22 protein-coding genes and 2 pseudogenes are annotated in these 20,270 nt (G+C 69.7%); 18 read left to right on the top strand and 6 right to left on the bottom strand.

All coding sequences use genetic code 11. From position 1 onward, the window contains the following. Positions 1 to 53: 53 nt before the first annotated feature. Positions 54 to 1,034 carry a DNA-binding protein WhiA gene (whiA, locus tag FHU36_RS24655; protein WP_090764931.1) on the top strand — a complete coding sequence of 327 codons (981 nt, stop codon included), beginning with the start codon at positions 54 to 56 and terminating at the stop codon, positions 1,032 to 1,034. A 77-nt stretch (positions 1,035 to 1,111) separates the two neighbouring features. Here whiA and FHU36_RS24650 read toward each other — a convergent pair whose 3' ends face one another. Further along, positions 1,112 to 1,744, bottom strand: a complete 633-nt coding sequence (locus FHU36_RS24650; protein WP_185086240.1) for a hypothetical protein — start codon at positions 1,742 to 1,744, stop codon at positions 1,112 to 1,114. Positions 1,745 to 1,928: 184 nt separating this feature from the next. Between FHU36_RS24650 and gap the strand changes: the two genes are divergently transcribed. The 5 genes from gap (at position 1,929) to FHU36_RS24625 (ending at position 5,659) form a co-directional block, all read left to right on the top strand. Further along, entirely contained in the window at positions 1,929 to 2,933 is a 1,005-nt protein-coding gene (gap, locus tag FHU36_RS24645) for a type I glyceraldehyde-3-phosphate dehydrogenase (RefSeq protein ID WP_185086239.1), read from the top strand. Further along, positions 2,933 to 4,120 carry a phosphoglycerate kinase gene (locus FHU36_RS24640; RefSeq protein WP_185086238.1) on the top strand — a complete coding sequence of 396 codons (1,188 nt, stop codon included), beginning with the start codon at positions 2,933 to 2,935 and terminating at the stop codon, positions 4,118 to 4,120. Before gap ends, FHU36_RS24640 begins: the two co-directional genes overlap by 1 nt. Before the next feature lie 3 nt (positions 4,121 to 4,123). Then, positions 4,124 to 4,900, top strand: a complete 777-nt coding sequence (gene tpiA / locus FHU36_RS24635) for a triose-phosphate isomerase (protein WP_312891786.1) — start codon at positions 4,124 to 4,126, stop codon at positions 4,898 to 4,900. A gap of 99 nt (positions 4,901 to 4,999) precedes the next feature. After that, positions 5,000 to 5,230, top strand: coding sequence for a preprotein translocase subunit SecG (secG, locus tag FHU36_RS24630; RefSeq protein ID WP_101786920.1), 231 nt, complete (start codon positions 5,000 to 5,002; stop codon positions 5,228 to 5,230). A gap of 84 nt (positions 5,231 to 5,314) precedes the next feature. Further along, complete coding sequence (locus FHU36_RS24625; protein WP_101786919.1) at positions 5,315 to 5,659, top strand: RNA polymerase-binding protein RbpA; 345 nt, start codon at positions 5,315 to 5,317, stop codon at positions 5,657 to 5,659. Between the two features lie 264 nt (positions 5,660 to 5,923). Here FHU36_RS24625 and FHU36_RS24620 read toward each other — a convergent pair whose 3' ends face one another. Continuing rightward, on the bottom strand, positions 5,924 to 7,600 hold the full coding sequence (locus tag FHU36_RS24620; RefSeq protein WP_185086237.1) for an amidohydrolase: 1,677 nt from the start codon (positions 7,598 to 7,600) through the stop codon (positions 5,924 to 5,926). Positions 7,601 to 7,711: 111 nt separating this feature from the next. Here FHU36_RS24620 and FHU36_RS24615 point away from each other — a divergent pair, with 111 nt between their 5' ends. Then, on the top strand, positions 7,712 to 8,344 hold the full coding sequence (locus FHU36_RS24615; RefSeq protein ID WP_246502558.1) for an ACT domain-containing protein: 633 nt from the start codon (positions 7,712 to 7,714) through the stop codon (positions 8,342 to 8,344). A gap of 439 nt (positions 8,345 to 8,783) precedes the next feature. Here the strand turns inward: FHU36_RS24615 and FHU36_RS24610 are convergent, their stop codons facing one another. Beyond that, positions 8,784 to 8,972, bottom strand: a complete 189-nt coding sequence (locus tag FHU36_RS24610; protein WP_185086236.1) for an NAD(P)-binding protein — start codon at positions 8,970 to 8,972, stop codon at positions 8,784 to 8,786. A 143-nt stretch (positions 8,973 to 9,115) separates the two neighbouring features. On the opposite strand from FHU36_RS24610, the gene FHU36_RS24605 reads away from it, so the two are divergent. The 8 genes and pseudogenes from FHU36_RS24605 (at position 9,116) to FHU36_RS24570 (ending at position 15,763) form a co-directional block, all read left to right on the top strand. Then, a complete protein-coding gene (locus FHU36_RS24605; protein WP_185086235.1) occupies positions 9,116 to 9,775 on the top strand; it encodes a TetR/AcrR family transcriptional regulator in 660 nt (219 codons plus the stop codon). Continuing rightward, a complete protein-coding gene (locus FHU36_RS24600) occupies positions 9,772 to 10,659 on the top strand; it encodes an amidohydrolase family protein (protein ID WP_221496559.1) in 888 nt (295 codons plus the stop codon). Before FHU36_RS24605 ends, FHU36_RS24600 begins: the two co-directional genes overlap by 4 nt. Then, complete coding sequence (locus FHU36_RS24595) at positions 10,656 to 12,215, top strand: AMP-binding protein (protein WP_185086234.1); 1,560 nt, start codon at positions 10,656 to 10,658, stop codon at positions 12,213 to 12,215. Before FHU36_RS24600 ends, FHU36_RS24595 begins: the two co-directional genes overlap by 4 nt. Before the next feature lie 422 nt (positions 12,216 to 12,637). Next, on the top strand, positions 12,638 to 12,847 hold the full coding sequence (locus FHU36_RS24590; RefSeq protein WP_185086233.1) for a hypothetical protein: 210 nt from the start codon (positions 12,638 to 12,640) through the stop codon (positions 12,845 to 12,847). After that, a complete protein-coding gene (locus FHU36_RS24585) occupies positions 12,840 to 13,124 on the top strand; it encodes a hypothetical protein (protein WP_185086232.1) in 285 nt (94 codons plus the stop codon). The genes FHU36_RS24590 and FHU36_RS24585 overlap by 8 nt, the downstream gene beginning before the upstream one ends. Positions 13,125 to 13,171: 47 nt before the next feature. Continuing rightward, positions 13,172 to 13,348 (top strand): hypothetical protein, encoded by a 177-nt coding sequence (locus FHU36_RS24580; RefSeq protein ID WP_185086231.1) that lies wholly within the window; start codon positions 13,172 to 13,174, stop codon positions 13,346 to 13,348. A 1,226-nt stretch (positions 13,349 to 14,574) separates the two neighbouring features. Beyond that, a pseudogene (locus tag FHU36_RS24575) lies at positions 14,575 to 15,264 on the top strand (alpha/beta fold hydrolase); the annotation flags it as partial. A gap of 46 nt (positions 15,265 to 15,310) precedes the next feature. Further along, complete coding sequence (locus FHU36_RS24570; protein WP_221496558.1) at positions 15,311 to 15,763, top strand: MarR family winged helix-turn-helix transcriptional regulator; 453 nt, start codon at positions 15,311 to 15,313, stop codon at positions 15,761 to 15,763. A gap of 157 nt (positions 15,764 to 15,920) precedes the next feature. On the opposite strand, the gene FHU36_RS24565 is transcribed toward FHU36_RS24570, so the two are convergent. After that, positions 15,921 to 16,541, bottom strand: coding sequence for a TetR family transcriptional regulator (locus FHU36_RS24565; RefSeq protein WP_185086230.1), 621 nt, complete (start codon positions 16,539 to 16,541; stop codon positions 15,921 to 15,923). A 128-nt stretch (positions 16,542 to 16,669) separates the two neighbouring features. Between FHU36_RS24565 and FHU36_RS24560 the strand changes: the two genes are divergently transcribed. The 3 genes and pseudogenes from FHU36_RS24560 (at position 16,670) to FHU36_RS24550 (ending at position 18,599) form a co-directional block, all read left to right on the top strand. Further along, positions 16,670 to 17,110, top strand: a complete 441-nt coding sequence (locus FHU36_RS24560) for a winged helix DNA-binding protein (RefSeq protein ID WP_185086229.1) — start codon at positions 16,670 to 16,672, stop codon at positions 17,108 to 17,110. A gap of 34 nt (positions 17,111 to 17,144) precedes the next feature. Further along, positions 17,145 to 18,029: pseudogene (locus tag FHU36_RS24555) on the top strand (haloalkane dehalogenase); the annotation flags it as partial. Between the two features lie 342 nt (positions 18,030 to 18,371). After that, entirely contained in the window at positions 18,372 to 18,599 is a 228-nt protein-coding gene (locus FHU36_RS24550) for an FCD domain-containing protein (RefSeq protein WP_185087591.1), read from the top strand. A 128-nt stretch (positions 18,600 to 18,727) separates the two neighbouring features. Here FHU36_RS24550 and FHU36_RS43710 read toward each other — a convergent pair whose 3' ends face one another. Together FHU36_RS43710 and FHU36_RS24545 are read right to left on the bottom strand one after the other, a co-directional pair. Further along, a complete protein-coding gene (locus FHU36_RS43710) occupies positions 18,728 to 18,967 on the bottom strand; it encodes a hypothetical protein (RefSeq protein ID WP_221496557.1) in 240 nt (79 codons plus the stop codon). Next, complete coding sequence (locus FHU36_RS24545; protein ID WP_221496556.1) at positions 18,937 to 20,253, bottom strand: carboxylesterase/lipase family protein; 1,317 nt, start codon at positions 20,251 to 20,253, stop codon at positions 18,937 to 18,939. The genes FHU36_RS43710 and FHU36_RS24545 overlap by 31 nt, the downstream gene beginning before the upstream one ends. Positions 20,254 to 20,270 lie beyond the last annotated feature (17 nt).

The following is a 20,270-nucleotide window of genomic DNA, read 5'->3' as shown; positions in this document are numbered from 1 at the left end:
GAAGGTGCGAGAGACTGCTGTGAGCCGGTCTGAATGGGGGAGGACTAACGCTTATGGCGATGACAGGTGTGGTCAAGGACGAGCTGAGCCGACTGCCGGTGCTGAAGCCCTGCTGCCGCAAGGCCGAGGTTTCGACGCTGTTGCGGTTCGCCAGCGGCCTGCACCTGGTGGGCGGGCGCATCGTGATCGAGGCGGAGCTCGACACCAACGCCACCGCACGACGGCTCATCAAGGACATCGGCGAGGTGTTCGGCCACAAGGCGGAGGTCCTCGTCCTCGCGCCCGCCGGGCTGCGCAAGGGCTCGCGCTACGTCGTACGCGTCTACCGCGACGGCGAGGCCCTCGCCCGGCAGACGGGTCTCATCGACAACCACGGGCGGCCGGTGCGCGGCCTGCCCCGCCAGGTCGTGGCGGGCGCGTCCTGCGACGCCGAGGCGGCCTGGCGCGGGGCCTTCCTCGCGCACGGGTCGCTCACCGAGCCGGGCCGCTCCATGTCGCTGGAGGTCACCTGCCCAGGCCCGGAGGCGGCGCTGGCGCTCGTCGGCTCCGCCCGGCGGCTCAAGATCCACGCCAAGGCGCGTGAGGTGCGCGGCGTCGACCGGGTCGTGGTCCGCGACGGCGACGCCATCAGCGCCCTGCTGACCCGCCTGGGCGCGCACGACAGCGTGCTGGCCTGGGAGGAGCGACGCATGCGGCGCGAGGTCCGCGCCACCGCCAACCGGCTGGCCAACTTCGACGACGCCAACCTGCGACGCTCGGCCCGGGCGGCGGTGGCGGCCGGGGCGCGGGTGCAGCGGGCGCTGGAGATCCTGGGCGAGGAGGCACCGGATCATCTGGTGGTGGCCGGGCGGCTGCGCGTCGAGCACAAGCAGGCGTCGCTGGAGGAGCTCGGCCAGATCGCCGACCCGCCGCTGACCAAGGACGCCATCGCCGGGCGGATCCGGCGGCTGCTGGCCATGGCCGACAAGCGCGCCTCCGACCTCGGCATCCCCAACACGGAGGCCAATCTCACGGTCGACATGCTCGCCCCCTGACGCGGCGCGGCCGGCTTCCGGTCAGGTCGCGGGCAGTCGCCGGGTACGCGCTCGTCACATGGCAGGCGCGGCTGGGGTCAGCGGGTGGCGGGCGGTGCGTCCTTGTCCGGGTCGCGCGGGGTGAAGAGACTGACGGCGGCGGCCGTGCTGGTCGGCTTGGGCGGCTGCACCGGCTCGAACGGGTCGCGATACTCCGGCTCGGGCTGGTCCTCCTCCGCGCGCGTCTCGGCGGCCGCAGCCTTGCGGCGCATCCGCAGGACACGCAGCAGCGTCAGCAGGAACGCCGGCACGGCGGCGGCGCCGACGGTCGCCCAGAACTGCCATGACGTCTGCGCGACGCTCCACAACGCGAGGGCGGCGCGGCTGGCCTCCTCCTGGAGCGCGGTCGCCGGGAATCCCTGCTCCCACCGCAGCCCGACGGCGCCGGCGACGGAGCCGAGCGTCCGCGCGCCGACCGCGTAGAGCAGCGCCGCCATCGGCAGGAACAGGTTTCTGGCCCGTACGGTCCAGGCGGCCAGGCCGATGATCAGGCCGGCGAGGAAGGAGAGCGCGGCCGGGAAGACCACGGCCGGATCGCCGCCGAACCAGCGGGCCTCGTAGGACAGCCGGTAGAAGAAGGTCTCGACGGCCGCGTACGAGGCCGCGCCGAGCAACATGGCGATGAAGCCTGCGATCAGGCCGGACAGCAGCCCCGATCTTCGTTGTGACATCTCAGCCCCCAGAGAATGCCCGAGTTTACTCCGACGAGTCGGGCACTTTACTCGAACGCTCCAAATTGCGCCTCTCGAATGGTGATACGCAGGGCGGGGGTTGCAGTGGTCTAAACCAATTTAGGTCCGATAGGGTTGGGCTCAGGTAACAGCCCGCCATCACGTACTGAGGAGATCGGTTCCCGTGACCATCCGCGTAGGCGTCAACGGCTTCGGCCGCATCGGTCGTAACTTCTGGCGTGCGGTCGCCGCCAGCGGCAAGGACATCGAGATCGTGGCGGTCAACGACCTGACCGACAATGCGACGCTCGCCCACCTGCTGAAGTACGACAGCATTCTCGGCCGTCTGCCCTACGAGGTGAAGGCGTCGAGCGAGGAGATCACCGTCGACGGCAAGGCCATCAGGGTCTTCGAGGAGCGCGACCCGGCCAAGCTGCCGTGGGGCGACCTCGGTGTCGACGTGGTGCTCGAGTCGACCGGTCTGTTCACGGACGCGACCAAGGCCAAGGTGCACGCCGACAACGGCGCGAAGAAGGTCATCATCTCCGCCCCGGCGAAGAACGAAGACGTGACGATCGTCATGGGCGTCAACCACGACTCCTACGACCCGGCCAAGCACACGATCATCTCCAACGCCTCCTGCACCACCAACTGCCTGGCCCCGATGGCGAAGGTCCTCCACGACACCTTCACCATCGAGAAGGGTCTGATGACCACCATCCACGCCTACACGCAGGACCAGAACCTCCAGGACGGCCCGCACAAGGACCTGCGCCGCGCCCGCGCCGCCGCCCTCAACGTGGTGCCGACCTCCACCGGCGCGGCCAAGGCCATCGGCCTGGTGCTGCCGGAGCTCAAGGGCAAGCTCGACGGGTTCGCGATGCGCGTGCCGATCCCCACCGGCTCGGCCACCGACCTCACCGTCGAGGTCGGCCGTGACGTCACGGTCGAGGAGGTCAACGCCGCGCTCAAGGCCGCCGCCGAGGGCCCGCTCAAGGGCGTCCTGACCTACACCGAGGACGACATCGTCTCCTCCGACATCGTCACCGACCCCGCCTCCTGCATCTTCGACGCGGGCCTGACCAAGGTCATCGGCAACCAGGTCAAGGTCGTCGGCTGGTACGACAACGAGTGGGGCTACTCCAACCGCCTCGTCGACCTCATCGAGCTGGTGGGCGCGGACCTCTAATGCGCTCGCTCGACGATCTCGACGTGCGAGGTCGGCGCGTGCTCGTGCGCGCCGACCTCAACGTCCCCCTCGACGGGGAGACGATCACCGACGACGGGCGCATCCGCGCGTCGGTGCCCACGATCACGACGCTGGCGGACCGGGGTGCGAAGGTCGTCGTCTGCGCGCACCTGGGCCGCCCCAAGGGGCAGGTCAAGGCGGAGTTCTCGCTGAAGCCGGTCGCCGTGCGGCTGCGCGAGCTGCTCGGCCGCGACGTGGCGTTCGCCACGGACGTGGTCGGCGACAGCGCCCGCGCCACCGTGGACGGGCTTCAGGACGGCCAGGTGGCCCTGCTGGAGAACCTCCGCTACGAGCCGGGCGAGGAGTCCAAGGACGACGCGCTGCGCGGCGATTTCGCCACCAGGCTGGCCGGCCTCGCCGACCTCTACGTGGGCGACGGGTTCGGCGCGGTGCACCGCAAGCACGCCAGCGTCTACGACGTCCCCCGGATGCTGCCGCACGCGGCCGGCAGGCTGGTCCTCGCCGAGGTCGAGGTGCTGAAGCGGCTGACCGAGGACACCGAGCGCCCCTACGTGGTGGTGCTCGGCGGTGCCAAGGTCTCCGACAAGCTGGGTGTCATCGCCAACCTGCTCTCCAAGGTCGACCGGCTGCTCGTCGGCGGTGGCATGGCCTACACCTTCCTCAAGGCCCAGGGCCACGAGGTCGGCGGGTCGCTGCTGCAGGAGGACCAGCTCGACCAGGTGCGCGGCTTCCTCGACGAGGCGGCCAAGCGGGGCGTCGACCTGGTGCTCCCGGTCGACGTGCTGGCGGCCACCCACTTCGCCGAGGACGCGCCGTACGACGTGGTCGAGGCCACCGCGATCCCGGCCGACCGCGAGGGCCTCGACATCGGCCCGCGCACCCGCGAGCTGTTCGCGAGCAAGCTGGCCGACGCCCGCACCGTCTTCTGGAACGGCCCCATGGGTGTGTTCGAGTTCGACGCGTTCGCGGGTGGCACCAGGGCGGTGGCCGAGGCGCTGATCGCCTCCGAGGGCTACAGCGTGGTCGGCGGCGGCGACTCCGCCGCCGCCGTGCGCAAGCTGGGCCTGCCCGAGGACGGTTTCTCCCACATTTCCACCGGTGGAGGGGCGAGCCTCGAATATCTCGAGGGCAAGACCCTGCCCGGACTTGCCGCCCTGGAGGGGTGACGCGTGAGAAAGCCGCTCATCGCCGGCAACTGGAAGATGAACCTCAACCACCTTGAGGCGATCGCGCTGGTCCAGAAGCTGGCCTTCGCGCTCAACGACAAGGACTTCGACAAGGTCGAGGTGGCGGTGCTGCCGCCGTACACCGACCTGCGCAGCGTGCAGACGCTCGTCGACGGCGACAAGCTGCGCATCGTGTACGGCGCGCAGGACCTGTCGCAGCACGATGCCGGCGCCTACACCGCAGAGATCTCGGGCGCCATGCTGGCCAAGCTCGGCTGCACTTATGCGGTGATCGGCCACTCCGAGCGGCGCCAGTATCACCGCGAGGACGACGACCTGGTCAACGCCAAGGTGCTGGCCGCCTACCGCCACTCCATCACGCCGATCCTGTGCGTGGGCGAGGGGCTGGAGGTGCGGCAGGCGGGCGGCCACGTGGCGCACACCGTGGGTCAACTCGAGAATGCGCTGCGCAAGATCCCGGCCGAGCAGGCACAATCGATAGTGGTCGCCTACGAGCCGGTGTGGGCGATCGGCACCGGTGAGGTGGCCACTCCCGAGGACGCCCAGGAAGTCTGCGCGGCGTTGCGGGAGCGACTCGCTGAGCTGTACGACACCGAACTGGCCGCCAAGGTCCGTATCCTTTACGGAGGCTCGGTCAAGTCAGGCAACATCGCCGGGATCATGGCTCAACCCGATGTCGATGGCGCGCTCGTGGGCGGTGCCAGCATCGATGCCGGGGAGTATGTCAAGATCTGCCGTTTTTCTGATGTGGCCGGCTAACTGAGCGGTTCTGGAGGTGCGATTTGACAGCAGGCCGTACCCTCTAGAGGCAAGTTTGAATCGTCACGCGTCACAGAGCATTGAAGGAACAGGCATACCGTGGAACTCGGAATCTCCATCGCCCTCATCCTGGCGAGCCTTCTCATGATCCTGCTCGTCCTGCTCCACAAGGGCAAGGGTGGCGGTCTGTCCGACATGTTCGGCGGCGGTTTCTCGTCGAGCTTCGGCGGCTCGTCCGTGGTGGAGCGCAACCTCGACAGGTTGACCGTCATCACGGGCGTGATCTGGTTCGTCTGCATCGTCGCGCTCGGTCTGCTGGTCAGGCCCTGAACGACCCGACCCCGAGCGGGTCAACGCGCGTGACAGTGATTCTCCCCCCGTGTCTCGCGGGGCGATCGAGCGAGGAGTTCATCCGTGGGTAGTGGCAACGCGATCCGTGGCAGCCGTGTCGGCGCCGGCCCGATGGGGGAGGCCGAGCGCGGCGAGGCAGCTCCGAGAGTGCGGGTCTCGTTCTGGTGTGCCAACATGCACGAGACGCGCCCCAGTTTCGCCAGCGACGCCGCGGTCCCCGAGCTGTGGGACTGCCCGCGCTGCGGCCTTCCGGCCGGTCAGGACGAGCAGGCCCCGCCTGCGCCGCCCAAGAACGAGCCGTACAAGACGCACCTCGCCTACGTGAAGGAGCGCAGGAGCGACAAGGACGGCAAGGCGATCCTGGAAGAGGCGCTCGAGCGCCTGCGCAACACGAAGTCCCCCTGGTAGGGCCATTCGTCCGCGCGGGACGGTGAAACGGTGAGGGCTCCGGCTGCATGCCGGGGCCCTTTCGCCTTCCCGGGGATCCTCGCCCGGGGATCCTTGCCCGGCGTCCTGCCACGGGGTTCTGTCGTGGGGTCCTTCCTGCGGTCCGTCGCGCCTCCGACCGGTCGAGGCGCGGCGGGCGTGGGCGGGCCCTGCCCGCACCCGCCGCTGACCCGTCGAAGGACTCGGCCGCCGTCCGAGCCGACTGATCGGGAACGACGAGCGGATCTACGCGCCGGCCCGCTGGTACACCGGCTCGCCGGCCACGAACGTCATGCGCACCCCGGTGGTCCAGATCTCCTCCGGCGGCAGCGCGAACGGGTCACGGTCGAGCACCACCAGGTCGGCCGGCCGGCCCGCCTCGACCACCCCGGCGGGGGAGCGGTTGATCCAGGCCGAGCCGGCCGTGTACGCGGTCAGCGCCGTGGCCAGGTCGATGCGCTGGCCCGGCAGGAACGGCGTCTGCGCCGTCGGGTAGCCGGCGTGCACCGAGCCGCCCGGCTCCGTGCGGTTGACCGCCACGTGCACGCCCTGCAGCGGATCGGCGTCGGACACCGGCCAGTCGCTGCCCGCGCAGAACCTGGTGCCGTGGGCCAGCAGGTCGGCGAACGGATACTGCCACGAGGACCTCGGCTCTCCCAGGTAGGGCAGCGTCAGCTCGTCCATCTGCGCGTGGTGGGTGGCCCACAGCGGCTGCAGGTTGGCCGTCACGCCGAGCGCCGCGAACCGGGGCACGTCGGACGGCTCGATGATCTGCAGGTGGGCGATGTGGTGACGGTTGCCCGGGTCGGTGCCCTCCAGGCTGTCGAGCGCCTCGCGCACCGCCCGCTCGCCGATCGCGTGGAAGTGCACCTGGAAGCCGACCCGGTCCAGCTCGCGCACGTACTCCTTCAGCTTGCCCGGGTCCACGTACGACAGGCCCGTGCCGCCGCACAGGCAGTACGGTTCGAGCGTCGCGGCCGTGAAGTTCTCGGTGATGCCGTCCTGCATGATCTTGACCGAGGTGGCGGCGAACCGGTCGAGGCCCTTGGCGGACTCCCGCCGCTCGACCAGGTCGCCGATCTGGTCGAGCCCGCGCGTGCGGTCCCACCACAGCGCGCCGACCACGCGCGCCCGCAGCCTGCCGGACCGGGCCGCCGACAGGTACGTGGGGAGCTGGTCGTCCGAGCCCGCGTACGATCCGACGATCGCGTCCTGCCACCCCGTGATACCGAGCGAGAACAGGTGGTTCTCGGCGTCGGCCAGCGCCGCCTCCAGGTCCTCGGCCGTGGGCCGGGGGGTGAGCAGGCCGACCAGGTCCATCGCGCCCTCGTGCAGGACGCCGCTGGGGGTGCCGTCGGGGTCGCGCTCGATGCGGCCGTCGGCCGGGTCGGGGGTGTCGCGGGTGATGCCGGCCCGTTCGAGGGCGCGGGTGTTGACCCAGGCGGCGTGGTGGTCGCGCTGGATCAGGTAGGCCGGCCGGTCGAGGAAGTCGAGCTGGGAGCGGTGGGGGAGGCCGCCGGGGAACGCCGACATGTCCCACCCGCCGCCATCGATCCACTCCTTATCCCGATTTTTCGTCGCATAATCGGAGATTTTGGCGAGGTAGGCGTCCAGGCCGTAGACCTCCGACAGGTCGCACCTGGCGCGCTCCAGCCCCGCCTGCACCGGATGCATGTGCGCGTCGGTGAACCCCGGCACCAGCAGCCCGCCGTCCAGGTCCACGGTTTCCACGGCGTTCACGGCGTTCACTGTGTCCACTGCGTTCACTGTGTCCACTGCGCCGACAGGGCCGGTGCCGCCCGCGAGGCGGGCCAGCTCGCGCTCGGTGCCCACGGCGGCGATCACCCCGTCGCGGACCAGCACCGCCTCGGCGAAGTCGCCCTTCGCGGTGAAGACGCGCCCGCCACGGAAAAGGATGTTCATGAGGTTCCCCTGTGCCGTCAGATCAACCGAAAACAGATTATTGGCGGACATCTCGCTATATGAAACGAGACGTTAGCGGAGGTGTAACAGCTCCCCGGCATGCTCGTTCGCATGGGATTCTTGCGCATCCGCACCACGGTGGACGAGCGGCCGGGACGGCTGGCCTCCCTAGCAGCGGCACTGGCCGCGCGGGGCGGCAACATCCTGGGCCTGAGCGTCCAGTCCGACGCCGCCGGCACGGTGGACGAGTTCGTCGCCGACATCCCCGCCAACCCCGAGACCGTGCGCGAGGCCCTGGAGACGGCCGGCGGTCGTCGCGTCCAGGTCGTCGAGGCCACCGCCCACGAGCTGACCGACGAGCCGACCCGCGCGCTGCTGCTCGCCTCCCGGCTGCGCACGACGCCCTGGCGGCTGCCCGAGCTGCTGGGGGAACTGCTGCGCGCCGACGACGCCCGGTGGATCTATGGTGAAGCCGTGAGTGATCTTCCCGACCCCACCCAGCTCGTCGTGCCCGTGGCGCCCCGGCGTGCCGTCCGGCTGCGCCGCTCGGAGTTGCCGTTCACGCTGACCGAAGCCGCCCGCGCGGCCTCCTTCGCCCGGCTCGCGCAGCCGTCGGCCGAGCAGCGCGGCGACGAGCGCACGGTCAAGCTGCCCGACGGCGTGGAGGTCCGCGTCCGCCCGCTGACCTCGATCGACCGCGAGGCCGTCCGCGACCTGCGCGGTGGGCACTACGCCCACGTGTGAGAGCGGTACATCGGACACGGGCCGCCCGGCCGCTCGGGGCCGTCCCCGGCCGGCAGGCGCAGGGCGCGGCTGTGGGGCGCGCCCTCTCTGGCGCCGGGCGACGCGCTGCGGTGCGGCCGGCAGGGGAGCCCTTGGGGCGGTGTGGTGATCGGTCGCCGCTGCCGCCGGCACCCCAACAAGCCGATCGGGCACGACATCCCATCAGCGATCAACTCTCCCGGTTGCCGGCAGGGGCACGGCCTTTCGTCAGGACTCACGGTCCAGATCGAGGGAGTGCTCACCTACCGGGGGCAACCAGGTCCGAGTCTGCCGGATGGCGACCCATTGGCTCTCATTAGATCGAGGTTAGGGCTTGCAGGGAATAGCCCGTAGCTTTCGAGGATGTCTCTCGTTGCTGTGGTATGGGCGTAGCAGCGGAGATTGTGACGATGCTGGGGGCTTACTCGGTCTGCCCCATTCCCATCCGCTCGGGGACCTGCTTGGCGACTCCCCGCAGGTCCACCGCATGCTCGCCGGGACGCGGCGCGGGTGCCCGCTCGACCACGGTCACGGCGAACCCGTACCTGCGCAGCCGGTACGCGAGGGACAGGCCGGCGATGCTGCCGCCCGATATCACTTCATGCCTCATCAGCCTTCCCCTTCTCTGTCAGAGCTTGTCGACCGGCCCCGCATTGGGCGACGCCTGACGTTCCCAATCGATCGATTGGTTGACCATGCCGGATAGTACGGTATAGAAAGGGTGCTATCTGTCAATCGATCGATTGGTAGTTGATGTCAAGCTTGGTTGAGATCCACCGGGCGGCGGTGCGGCTGTTCGCGCGTAAGGGCTATGCGGGCACCGGTATCCGCGACCTCGGCAAGGAGGTGGGGATCAACTCCGCGACGCTCTACCACTACGCCGGCGGCAAGGAGGAGATCCTGGTCGCGATCATGGCGGCCTGCCTGGAGGGTCTGCTGGACGGGGGCCGCCGCGCCCTCGATCACAGTGCCGACCCCGCGGTCCAGCTCGTCCGGCTGGTCCGGCTGCACGTGGCCATGGAAGCGGTCAATCCGCTGACCTCGTACGTGACGGACCGCGAGGTGCGTGCGCTGTCGGCGGCCAACCGCGCACGCGTCCTCGGTCTGCGCGACGACTACGAGTCGATGTTCCAGCAGGTGCTGGAACGGGGAAAGCGAACCGGCCAGTTCCAGATCGACGATCTCTCGACCACCCGGATGGCGCTCCTGGAGATGTGCAACGGGGTTTCGAACTGGTATCGCCCCGGCGGACGGCTGTCGGTGGCCGAGATCCAGGACCGGTTCGCCGACCTCGCGACCCGGCTCGTCGGCTGCCCGTCGGTGCCGCCGGCGGAGTCCGGCACGGGTCTGCAGGTGGCCCGGCTCGACTCTGAGCCACTCGACCAGCACGCCGACGAGGAGGCCCTGGCATGACGACGATCATCGATGCCCGGATGAGGCTGCCGCAGGAGCTTCGGGTCCGGCCCAGCTACGAGGTCCCGCCCCGGCAGGCCGAACAGTACGACCGGGTGCTCGACCTCGGCAGGAAGATCAACGAGGGAACCCTGCACGACCTGCTGACAACCATGGACGGCGAAGGGATCGGCCATGCCGTCGTCCACGCCGAGTCCGAAGGCGGCGAGTCCGCGCAGGCGTTGAACGACGCGCTGCTCGCCCTGCTGGCCGCGCACCCCGGCCGGTTCAGCGGTGTCGGCGCGGTCGACCTGCACCCCCTGTGGCCGACACGGATCGCCACGCAGGTCGCCACGGCGTCCGCGTCCGGCCTGCTGGGCATCTCCGTCCAGCCCGCCTTCTTCGGCCTCGACATCGACGATCGCGCGCTCTACCCGATGTACTCGCGGGCCGAGGAACTCGGCCTGGTCGTCGCCCTGCATACCGGTGTGACCTATTCGCGGATGCACCCCATGCGTCACGAACGGCCCGAACTCCTCGACCAGGTCGCCTGCGACTTCCCCGACCTCAAGCTCGTCGCCTGCCATGCCGGATGGCCGTGGGTCACCGAACTGTGCGCCGTCGCCCGCCGCCACCCCACCGTGTACCTGGAGTTCGGCGGTCTGGCTCCCAAGTACGTGGCCAAGGCGGGCACCGGCTGGGACGCGCTGTTCACGATGATGCCGAACGTGCTGCGCGAGCAGGTCCTGTACGGCAGCGACTGGCCCGTCATGCATCCCCACCGCGCGTTGGCCGAGTGGCGGCAGTCCGGCCTGCCCGCGGCGGCGCTCCAGGCGCTGTTCGCCGGCAACGCGGCCCGGCTGTTCGGCCTCAAGCCCGAGGCGTTCCCCGGAGACACCCAGTGATCGTCGAGTTGCTCCGGACACAGGCGCGGCGTGCTCCCGGCAAGGTGTTCCTGCGGACCGAGCAAGGCGATCACACCTACGCCGAGGTCCATCAGCGAGCCGGAGCGCTGGCTGCCGACCTCGCGCGGCACGGGATCGAACCGGGTGAGCCGGTGGTCGCGCTCATGGGCAACAGCGCGGAGCTGGTATTCACCTGGTTCGCCGTGAACTGGCTGGGCGGCGTCCACGTCCCGGTCAACACCGCCCTGATCGGCCGGGGCCTGGCGCACGCTTTCCAGGTGACCGGGGCACGAGTCGCCGTCGTCGACGCCGATCTGCTGCCGAACCTCCTGGCGGTCGCGCCGGAACTCCCCCGGCTGACGACCGTCGTCGTCCACGGCGCGCCCCAGCCGCCCGCGAACCGCGCGGACCTGCCGGTCCTCGCCGCATTCCCCGAATCCCTGACGAGCGCCCGCCATCCCGTCCCTTTCCCCGTGGACGACCTTTCCCCCGCCACGATGCTGTTCACCTCGGGGACCACCGGGCCGTCCAAGGCCTGTGTGCTCTCCCACCGCTACGTCGTCAGGCAAGGTCAGCTGCACGCACAGAACCTGGGCTTCACCGCCGATGACGTCCTCTATTGCCCGTTCCCCCTCTTCCACGTCGACGCGGCGACCCTGACCGTCGTGGCCGCCCTCGCCACCGGTGCGACGGCGGCGATCGGCCGCCGCTTCAGCACCTCCGGTTTCTGGGCGGACGTCCGCCGCTTCGACGCCACCGTCATGAACTTCATGGGCGCGACCCTGGCGATGCTCTGGAAACAACCGGCTGCCGCCGGCGACCGCGACCACCGGATCCGGCTGGGCTGGGGCGTTCCGATGCCCGACTGGAAGGCCGGCTGGGAAGAGCGGTTCGGTTTCCCCCTCTACGAGATCTACGGCCTGACCGACGGCGGGATCTGCGTCTACGACCCGCTCGACGCCCCCAAACGCCCCGGATCCTGCGGCCGCCCCATCCCCGAGTACGAACTTGCCATCGCCGACCAGAACGGCTATCACCTGCCTCCCGGCGAGATCGGCGAGATCCTCATCAGAGCACGCGAACCCGGCCTGATCATGTCCGGCTACCACGCCATGCCGGAAGCCACCGCCGCGGCCTTCCACGGCGACTGGCTGCGCACCGGCGACCTGGGCCGCCAGGACGCCGACGGTTTCCTGTACTTCATCGGCAGGGTCAAGGACGCGATCCGCCGTCGCGGCGAGAACATCTCCGCCTACGAGGTGGAGCAGATCATCGAAAGCCACCCCGCCGTCCTGGAGGCCGCGGCCATCGGCGTCCCCAGCGAACTCAGCGAGGAAGACGTCAAGGCATGCGTCGTGCTACGCCCCGGCGCGAGCATCACCCCGGAAGAACTCGCCGATCACTGCGCCCGTACCGGCGCCAGGCACATGGTCCCCCGCTACGTGGAATTCCTCCCCTCCCTTCCCAAGACCCCGACCCAGAAAGTCGAGAAACTCCGCCTCAAGCAGCGCGGCCTCACCCCGCAGACGCACGATCTGCAAAAGGACCGGGCGTAGGAACGATGCCGCTCAGTGTCCACGGCCACGTCTCCGGCGCGCAGTTCCTCGGCCAGGTAGCAGAACATCATCGCCTCGAATTGCTGGCCACACCCCCGAAGAGGCCGACGAGCTGCTGGGCACCATCCCCACCTGGGCGTCCCCGCCGCATGGGGCACTCGGCGGCATCACCGCGCTATGGACCCTGGCCCAGTTCTTCCAGGCTGCTCGCGCGCCCACGCCCGAGTTGGAGGCGTGCACGACCTCCTCGTGAGTCCGTTCCTCGACGCGTACGTGGGCGGTAGCTCTGCGGGAGCGGCGGGGTCGTGGCATTGACAGGCATTGGCTGGAAGGATCTCCCAGCCGCGACCAAGGCGATGGTGCAACAGCACACCGGGCCCGTGCGGTCAGCGCGGAGTGTGTCAGAAGGCCGCAACTCTGCCGTGGCGGCGCTGCTGACCACTTCCCACGAGACTGTGTTTGTCAAGGGACTGCATCGCGACCACACGAGCCGGCCCACCCAGGACATAGAGTGGATGATCAGCCCGTACGTGGTTCAGGTCGCGCCCCGGCTGCTGTGGCGGGCAGACGAGGGCGAGTGGGACCTGCTCGGCTTCGAGGCCATCGACGGCCGCCACGCAGTCCTTGTTTGAGCCCGGCCCGCCCGACCTGCCGCTCCTCATCGACACGATGACCCTCCTGGGCCGTCTCACCGCGCCGCGCCTACCCATCAGGAACGCCGAAGACCTCTGGCGTCCCTACCTGGACGACCCTGAGGACTCGCGGCTGCTGGCGGGAGGGCGGCTCCTGTACACGGACTACAAGCCGCTCAATGTGCTCGTCGAAGGCGGCCGGGCGCTGCTTGTCGACTGGACGTCCCCCACGCGGGGTCCGGATGGATCGACCCGGCATGCCTCATCATCCGGCTGATTGCCGACGGTCATACCGCTGAAGAGGCCGAGCATGTTGTGCGTGGCTTGCCTGCCTGGATCCACGCCCCGACCACCAGCGTGGATGTGTTCGCAGCGGCCAGCGTGCGCATGTGGGAGGAGATCGCCAATCGCGACTCCGTCCCCTGGACCGAAGGCATGGCCTGCGCAGCCCGCGATTGGCACAAGCACCGCCAGGCCCTGCGGGCGGCGCTGGACATCTGAACCCATTGCCGGGTCGACCAAGGGCGACAAGAGGAACGCCCAGTTGGAGGTTCCACCCGACGAAGGACAGTCAGACCAGCAGTGTGCTGTTGCTACCGCCCCAGAGAAGCTGCCAGCCTAAAGCAGGCCGTCGCACGCAGGTCAGCTGTCCTCGGGCGGTGGTCCGGCGAAGTTGCCGATATCGAACACCGAGTAGACCACGCCTTCCTCGATCAGTCTGGTGAGGGCCTCGGAGCACATGCCCGCCATCGAACGCGCCCGCGGAGCATTCGATACGCGGGAAGACGCGGGTCTCTGAGCCCTCCCGCCCCAGCCAGCCGTAGAAACCGGGATCCCTGACGGGGGCGGCTGAGCGCCGATAGCCGGGGCGGCATTGGCTCCCGCGCCAACCCGTCGCGCGAACTTCTCCGCGGGCGCGCGATCCCGTCCCAGGGCGAGCGCGTCGGCCCCGCGTGGCGTGAGCGGGGAACCTCGGCCGCTGGCGTCCTGCGCCCGCTGCGTGACCCGGATGCGGCCGGGCTCGACGAGGACGACGTGGAGTGGACACCCTCTCAGCGGCTCTGCCGGGAGCCGGATCGTTTGTCCGGGGCGGGCCGCTCGCGGAACGAGACGGAGCCCTCGCGGCCGATGGTCGCCGCTATGGCGGAAAGGCCAGGCTGGAGGCGGTCCACATCCCTATCCGTTCCGGATCGGACTGTTCCGCCCTTTCCTGCGATCGCCGCTGTGAGCAGGCGCTATCTCTGAATGGACCATTAATGTCCGACTCGCGCGGCCAAGGGCTTCGTCAACCCGCGATTGGCGCGCCCTGCGCATGGAGGAGCAGTGAACGTGAGCGGTAATCGCGAAGTTTGGGTGGCGATCGTCATCATCGCGGGGGCTATCGTCGGCCTCGTCGGTGGCGGGTTGGCTTGGGTGGCCCGGCACCGCGCCTCCCTTGGCAGTGCTGGTCGGCGCGGGCGGCCTGGCCGGCTTCGTCGGTCTCGCATTGGCGATCAGGACGTTCCTGAAATGAATCTCCGGCGTTTCGTGGCGGCACCTCCTCGTCGGAGCCTTCCGGGACGGAGGGGCTCCGCGCGCGGACGCGTCGGCGGGCGCCCACCCCCGGTCGCCGAGCTGCTGCCCATGTAGATTACACGACATGTATGTCGTGTAATCTAATCGCATGACGAACGAACCGACGCTGGTCTTCATCCCCTGCTTCTCCGGCGCCCCTTGGGACCTCGAGCAGCTCACCCCCCCTGGCCTACCGGCCCCAACGCACGTTCCGCCTTCCCGAAGACGTCAACGACATGGAGGCCTACGCCGACGCCGTCGCAGCCCAAATCGCGGACCTGGACGAATACGTCCTGGTCGGCGACTCCTTCGGCGCGAACATCGCGCTGGCGCTGGCTGTCCGCCAACCGGCAGGGCTCCGCGGCCTGGTGATGTCCGGCGGGTTCGCCGCCAACCCCATTTCCTCACCGCTCTGGAAGACCGCCATGCGGCTCATGGGCAGGCTGCGCGGCGACCTCTACCGGCAGCTGGTGCTGCGCGCACACGCCCACCGGCTGGCATCGCCCCACGATCGCGAGGGCCAGATCCCCTGGAGCGAGGCCGACAGCCGCCACCTGTTCCTGGCCAACACCCCTGCCATATCCTTCGGAGCCCGCCTCACCGCAGCACTGGCCGCCGACTACACCGATCGTCTCGACAAAGTCGCGGTCCCCACTCTGATCATCACGCCATCACACGACAAGCTGATCGGCGAGGAAGCGGCGCAAATCATGCATACCGGGATCCCGGACGCCGACGAGATCGTGCTGGAGCGGACCGGGCACATGTTCCGCTTCACCCATCCCGACACCTATGCCCGCGCCGTCGAGGCGTTCCTGGCCGAAAGGGTCGACGAGCCCGAGGTGGCCGGTGCGGCCCGCTGAAGAGCTCCGCTACCTGATCCTGGCCACGTAACGAGAAGGCAACCGGATGCTCGGCCAGGCCCTGCGGCCGCTGGCCATCACGCCCTCCCAGGCCGAGGTCATCCGCGTCCTGCAGGAGCGTGGCCCGCTGACCCTCAACGGCCTCGGCGAACTGCTGATCTGCGAGAGCGGCACCAGCCCGAGCCGACTCGTTGACCGGCTGGTCGCAGCCGGCCTGGTCAAGCGCGAGGTGGCAACACACGATCGCCGCCACATCGAGTTGTCGCTCACCGCGGAAGGAGCCCGGCTCGGCCAGAAGATCATCAAGATCGAGGACGATCTCTACCGGTCGATCGACGCCGCAGCCGAGGGGCACGATCTGGAGCACCTCTTCGGGTTTCTCCGGGCCTTCGTCGCCGATCTGCCTGCGGGACAAGGCCTGTCGTTTAGGACGCTGTCACCAAGTACACGCGAGCGAGTTGGCCCAGGTGGCGGGGCACTGGAGTGCTTGCCGGAGTGACCACCCCGGCTACTGAGGAGGTCCCATGACTCCGTCCTCCCAGGGTCATCCACGCCGGGTCTCGTTCCGCAGTTGGGCGGGGGTCGCCGGGCGTTGGACGCAACCCTTGCCCCGCGCGGATGGGGCAGCCCACCACTGCGGGGATGCCGCCCGTCTGTCACGGTGTGGCGAGGTGGAGGCTTGCCGGGATGGCTTCGAACGCGTCCTTCAGGCGCCGGTTAAGGGTCTGCCGTCCGCCGTGCCCGCCCTCGCGCACCCAGTCGCGACCCGAGACGCTCCAGGCGGTGACGGCGAGTTCGGCCAGGACGTGCAGGCGCAGGTCGTCGGTGTCCAGGCCGAGCTTGTCCGCCAGGCAGCCGATCACGTTCTTCTTGACGCCGGAGCGGTGGTGCTCCACGTAGGCGAGCAGGGCGGGGGCGGTGAGTATGAGCCGGCGGGTGGCGACGTAGCGCTCGTCCCAGTCCGGCTCCAGCGCGGCGGCGGTTTCCAGTAGCGCATCGCGCAGCTCGGCCAGGACGAGGCCGGTCAGCTTCCGCCGCTCCAACGTGGTCAGGTAGGCCGACCACAGCTGGATCTCGGCCTCGATCGCCACCGCCTCCTTGGTCGGGAAGGTGCGGAAGAAGGTGCTCTTTGACACCTCAACCTCCTCGACCAGTTCCTCCAGCGTGGTCGCGTCGAAGCCCTTGTCGGTGAACAGCCGCAGGGCGGCGTCGGCCAGCGCGCGGCGGGTGCGCAGCTTCTTGCGTTCGCGCAGCGGCAGTGAACGGTCGTCGGTCATGCGCGTCATCCTAGTCGAAGCGACCCTCAGGAACGAATGAATCTCAGCAATAATTGAGACTTGCATCTAAGTGAGACTGAGTGTCATTATTGGCGGCGCCCGGGAAGTCACCCAGCCAAGGAGCAACCATGACCACCACCACGCCGATCACCCTCAACCCCCAGATCCTCGGCCAGGCCGAGAACGCCCACCGAGCCCTGCTGGAGCGCGCCCTGACCGGCACCGGCCTCACCTACCGCCACTGGGTCACCCTCAAGATCACAGCTGTCAGCGGCCCGGCCGTCCAGCACGAGCAACTCGCGGCACGCGCCGCCGGTGCCCTGAAGATCGACGCCCAGGTGGCCGGCGAGTCCATCGCCCACCTGGCCACCTCCGCCCTACTGGAGGTCCACTCCGGCACCGTCGACCTCACAGCCCGGGGCCACGACCTGTACCAGCGGCTCAGCACCGCCATCGGCCAGACCATCTCCCGGCTCTACAGCGAGGTGTCCGCCGAGGACCTGCAGGTCGCCGGACGCGTGCTGGCCGCCATCACCGCCCGCGTCGACGCCGAACTCGCCACCGCCTGATCACCCGCCATCCGCACCACGCAAAAGGACGACACACGCCATGCCCGTCACCACGGTTCTTGACTCCCACATCCACCACATCGAGACCGGGGCCGGCGACCTGCCGGTGGTGTTCCTGCACGGCAGCCCCACCTCCTCGCACCTATGGCGCAACGTCATCCCACACGTCGCCGACCGTGCCAGGGCACTGGCCCCGGACCTGATCGGCATGGGCGCCTCCGGCAAGCCCGACATCGCCTACCGATTCGCCGACCACGCCCGCTACCTGGCCGCCTGGCTCGAGGCCCAGAATCTGGACCAGGTCGTTCTGGTCGGCCACGACTGGGGCGGCGCACTGGCCATGGACTGGGCCGCCCGCCACCCCGGCCGGGTACGCGGCATAGCCCTGCTAGAAACATTCCTGCGACCGCAGATGTGGGCCGAACTCCCGCCCGAGGTGGCCGAGCACTCCATCGCCCTGCGCACACCCGGCCTCGGCGAGCGCCTGCTGCTGCAGGACAACGCAGCCATCGAGTACGCCCTGCCGCACCCGTTCGCCATCCAGACCGGCCTCAGCCGCGAAGACCACGACGTCTACCACGCCCCCTACCCCGATCCCGACTCCCGGCTGCCCCTGCTGCAATGGCCGCGGGAGATCCCCTTCGACCGCGAACCCGCCGACGTCGCCGAGCGCATGGACGCCTACGGTAGATGGCTCGCCGACACCCCCACCGTGCCCAAGCTCCTGCTCACCGTCGACGACGGCGTCGGCATCGCCGCACCAGAGATCATCGACTGGGCTCGCCGGACCGCCGCCGCCCTCGAAATAGAGGGCATCGGCCCCGCCGGGCACCAGGCACCCGAAGACCAGCCCGACGCCATCGGCAAGGCCATCGCCCGCTGGCTGGACCGTCATCACCTCACCTCCCCGGCTCGATGATCAGCGGCCAGGCGCTATGCCTTCGCGGACAACGCCCCGCCGCCTACTGCGCCGAGGCCAGCGGCACGGCTGTCCCTTTCTCCCGTACTTGGTCTGCCCCTACACAGAAGAGTCCGGTCTACCGGTGCACCGTGCAGAGCACGTCGAAGGTCTCCTACCCAACCGCTACCAGCGCGGCCTGATCGAACTGCTGGAGGTCCTGGAGTTCCGTTCCAACGACACGGGGTCCCAGTGAGAAGCGTGCCGTGAGTCCCAAACGATCACGCTCAGTGAACAGAGCGGAAACAGGAACAGGAACTCAGATCACGCGATCATCGTCTTTACCAGTCTCGAAGGCCCGACCTGCTCTACCGGCCGCTCGGCAACCCGCCGGTCAGCCGGCTCCTCGGGGCGTTCTGGGACGTCTACCACCAGCTCCGCGATCAGCTCGGCACGTCCCACGAGACGCCGCGGGACGTGGCCAGACGGCACCGCGACATCCTGACGGCGGTCACGCCCCGCGACCGGGCGGCGGTCCAGGCCCACTTCGAGGGTGTCCGCAACCGCCTGGAGCGCCTCACACCGCCGTAGTGAGATCCTCGTTACTCGGGAAATATGCCGGAACGCGATCGGGGCCGGCAACCTCTCGGGCGAGGCGGCGGTCCCACGGCGCAAAAGCCCGAGTTCCGGACGGGACTCGGGCTGGGGCGGCGGTGGCTTCACGCGGCGGGCAGGCTCTTCCAGAAGTGGTAGTCGTGGTCTGCGGCGAACGCGGTGCGGCGCCAGGTACCCGAGGTGAGCGACTGCACGTACCGTCCGTCCTGGAACGAGGGCCAGCCCGTCCGGCCGTCGTCGGCGAAGCCGGTCCACACGCCGATCAGCCGGTCACCGAGCCGGGCCTGCGCGGGGGTCAGCCCGTCGAACAGCTTCATGTCGAAGATGTAGGGCAGTTCGGCCATGTGCTGGGCACGGGCGGGGAGCTCGGAGCGGGGTAGCCGGCGAACCACGGCGTGTCACGCTCGGCGAACTCGTACATCCGCGTGGGCGTCCAGCGGGCCAGCATGCCGGCGGTGTCGAACGACGGGACCGACCACGCCGAGTCGGTGCGGAGCGCGGCCAGCGCCTGGCCGGCGGAGTCGTACCTGCTCAACGGGTAGCGCCGGAGCACCTCGTCGGCGCGGTCGCCGAACTGCTTCCTGACGGCCGGCTCGTACTCCTCGTCCTTCATGGGCGCCCCTCCCGGGGCGAGCTCCAGGCCGAGGACCCTGCCGTTCTCCTCGTCGTGGTTGACGCCGACCAGGACGGGCACGCGGTTGAACCGGCCGGTGCGCAGGGCCTCGGCGGGACTGAGCGGCAGAACAGGGGTCCCGGAGACCGGCCGGGGCTCGTTGAAGGGGCCGTACGCCTTCAGCAGGGACGCGCTCGGGACACGGCGCAGGCACGCGGCCACGTCGGCCTCCCCGTCGCAGCCGACCGCCTTGACCACGCGGTCGCTGTCGGCCTTCGCCTCGGCCATGGTGCGGGAGCCGTCGGTGGCGCACGGCGCGCTCTGGACGATCGCCCGGGTGAAGAGCCCGGCCGAGCGCGGGGACGCCAGGTGGCCGCAGACCGCGTACCCGCCGCCGGACTGGCCGGCGATGGTGACGCTCCGGGGGTCGCCGCCGAAGGCCGCGATGTTCTTGCGGACCCAGCGCAGGGCCGCCTGCTGGTCCTCCAGGCCGAAGCTCGCCCCGCCGCCGACCGCGTCGTTCGCGAGGAAGCCCATGATGCCCAGGCGGTAGTTCATGGACACGACGACGGCACCGCCCGCGGCCAGCCGTCGCGGGCCGTACATGTCGCCCGTGCCGTACATCATGCTGCCGCCGTGGATCCAGACGATCACCGGCAGCCGGCCCGTCGCGCGGGCGGGAGCAGTGACGTTGAGGTACAGACAGTCCTCGTTGTCGCTGGGAACCCCGATCGGGTAACCCACCGGCTGCGCGCATGCCCCGCCGGGAGACGTGGCGTCACGCACGCCGCTCCACGGGGTGACCGGCGCGGGCGAGGTCCAGCGCCGCTCACCCACGGGCGGTGCCGCGTACGGGATGCCCTGGAAGCTGCGCACCCGCGCTCCGGCCACTCCTCTCACCAGGCCGTCCGCGGTCTTGACCACCGCGGCGGCCTCCTGGACGGGCGCGGCGACCGCGGGCGCGGCCGTCACCAGCCCGCCGACGAGCCCCAACATCACGATCATCTGCTTGCGCACGGATCTCTCCTCGTTCC

It is taken from the genome of Nonomuraea muscovyensis (assembly GCF_014207745.1).
GTDB lineage: Bacteria > Actinomycetota > Actinomycetes > Streptosporangiales > Streptosporangiaceae > Nonomuraea > Nonomuraea muscovyensis.
The sequence above is the reverse complement of the archived record's forward strand: the minus strand, read 5'-3'. Positions and strand labels throughout refer to the sequence as shown.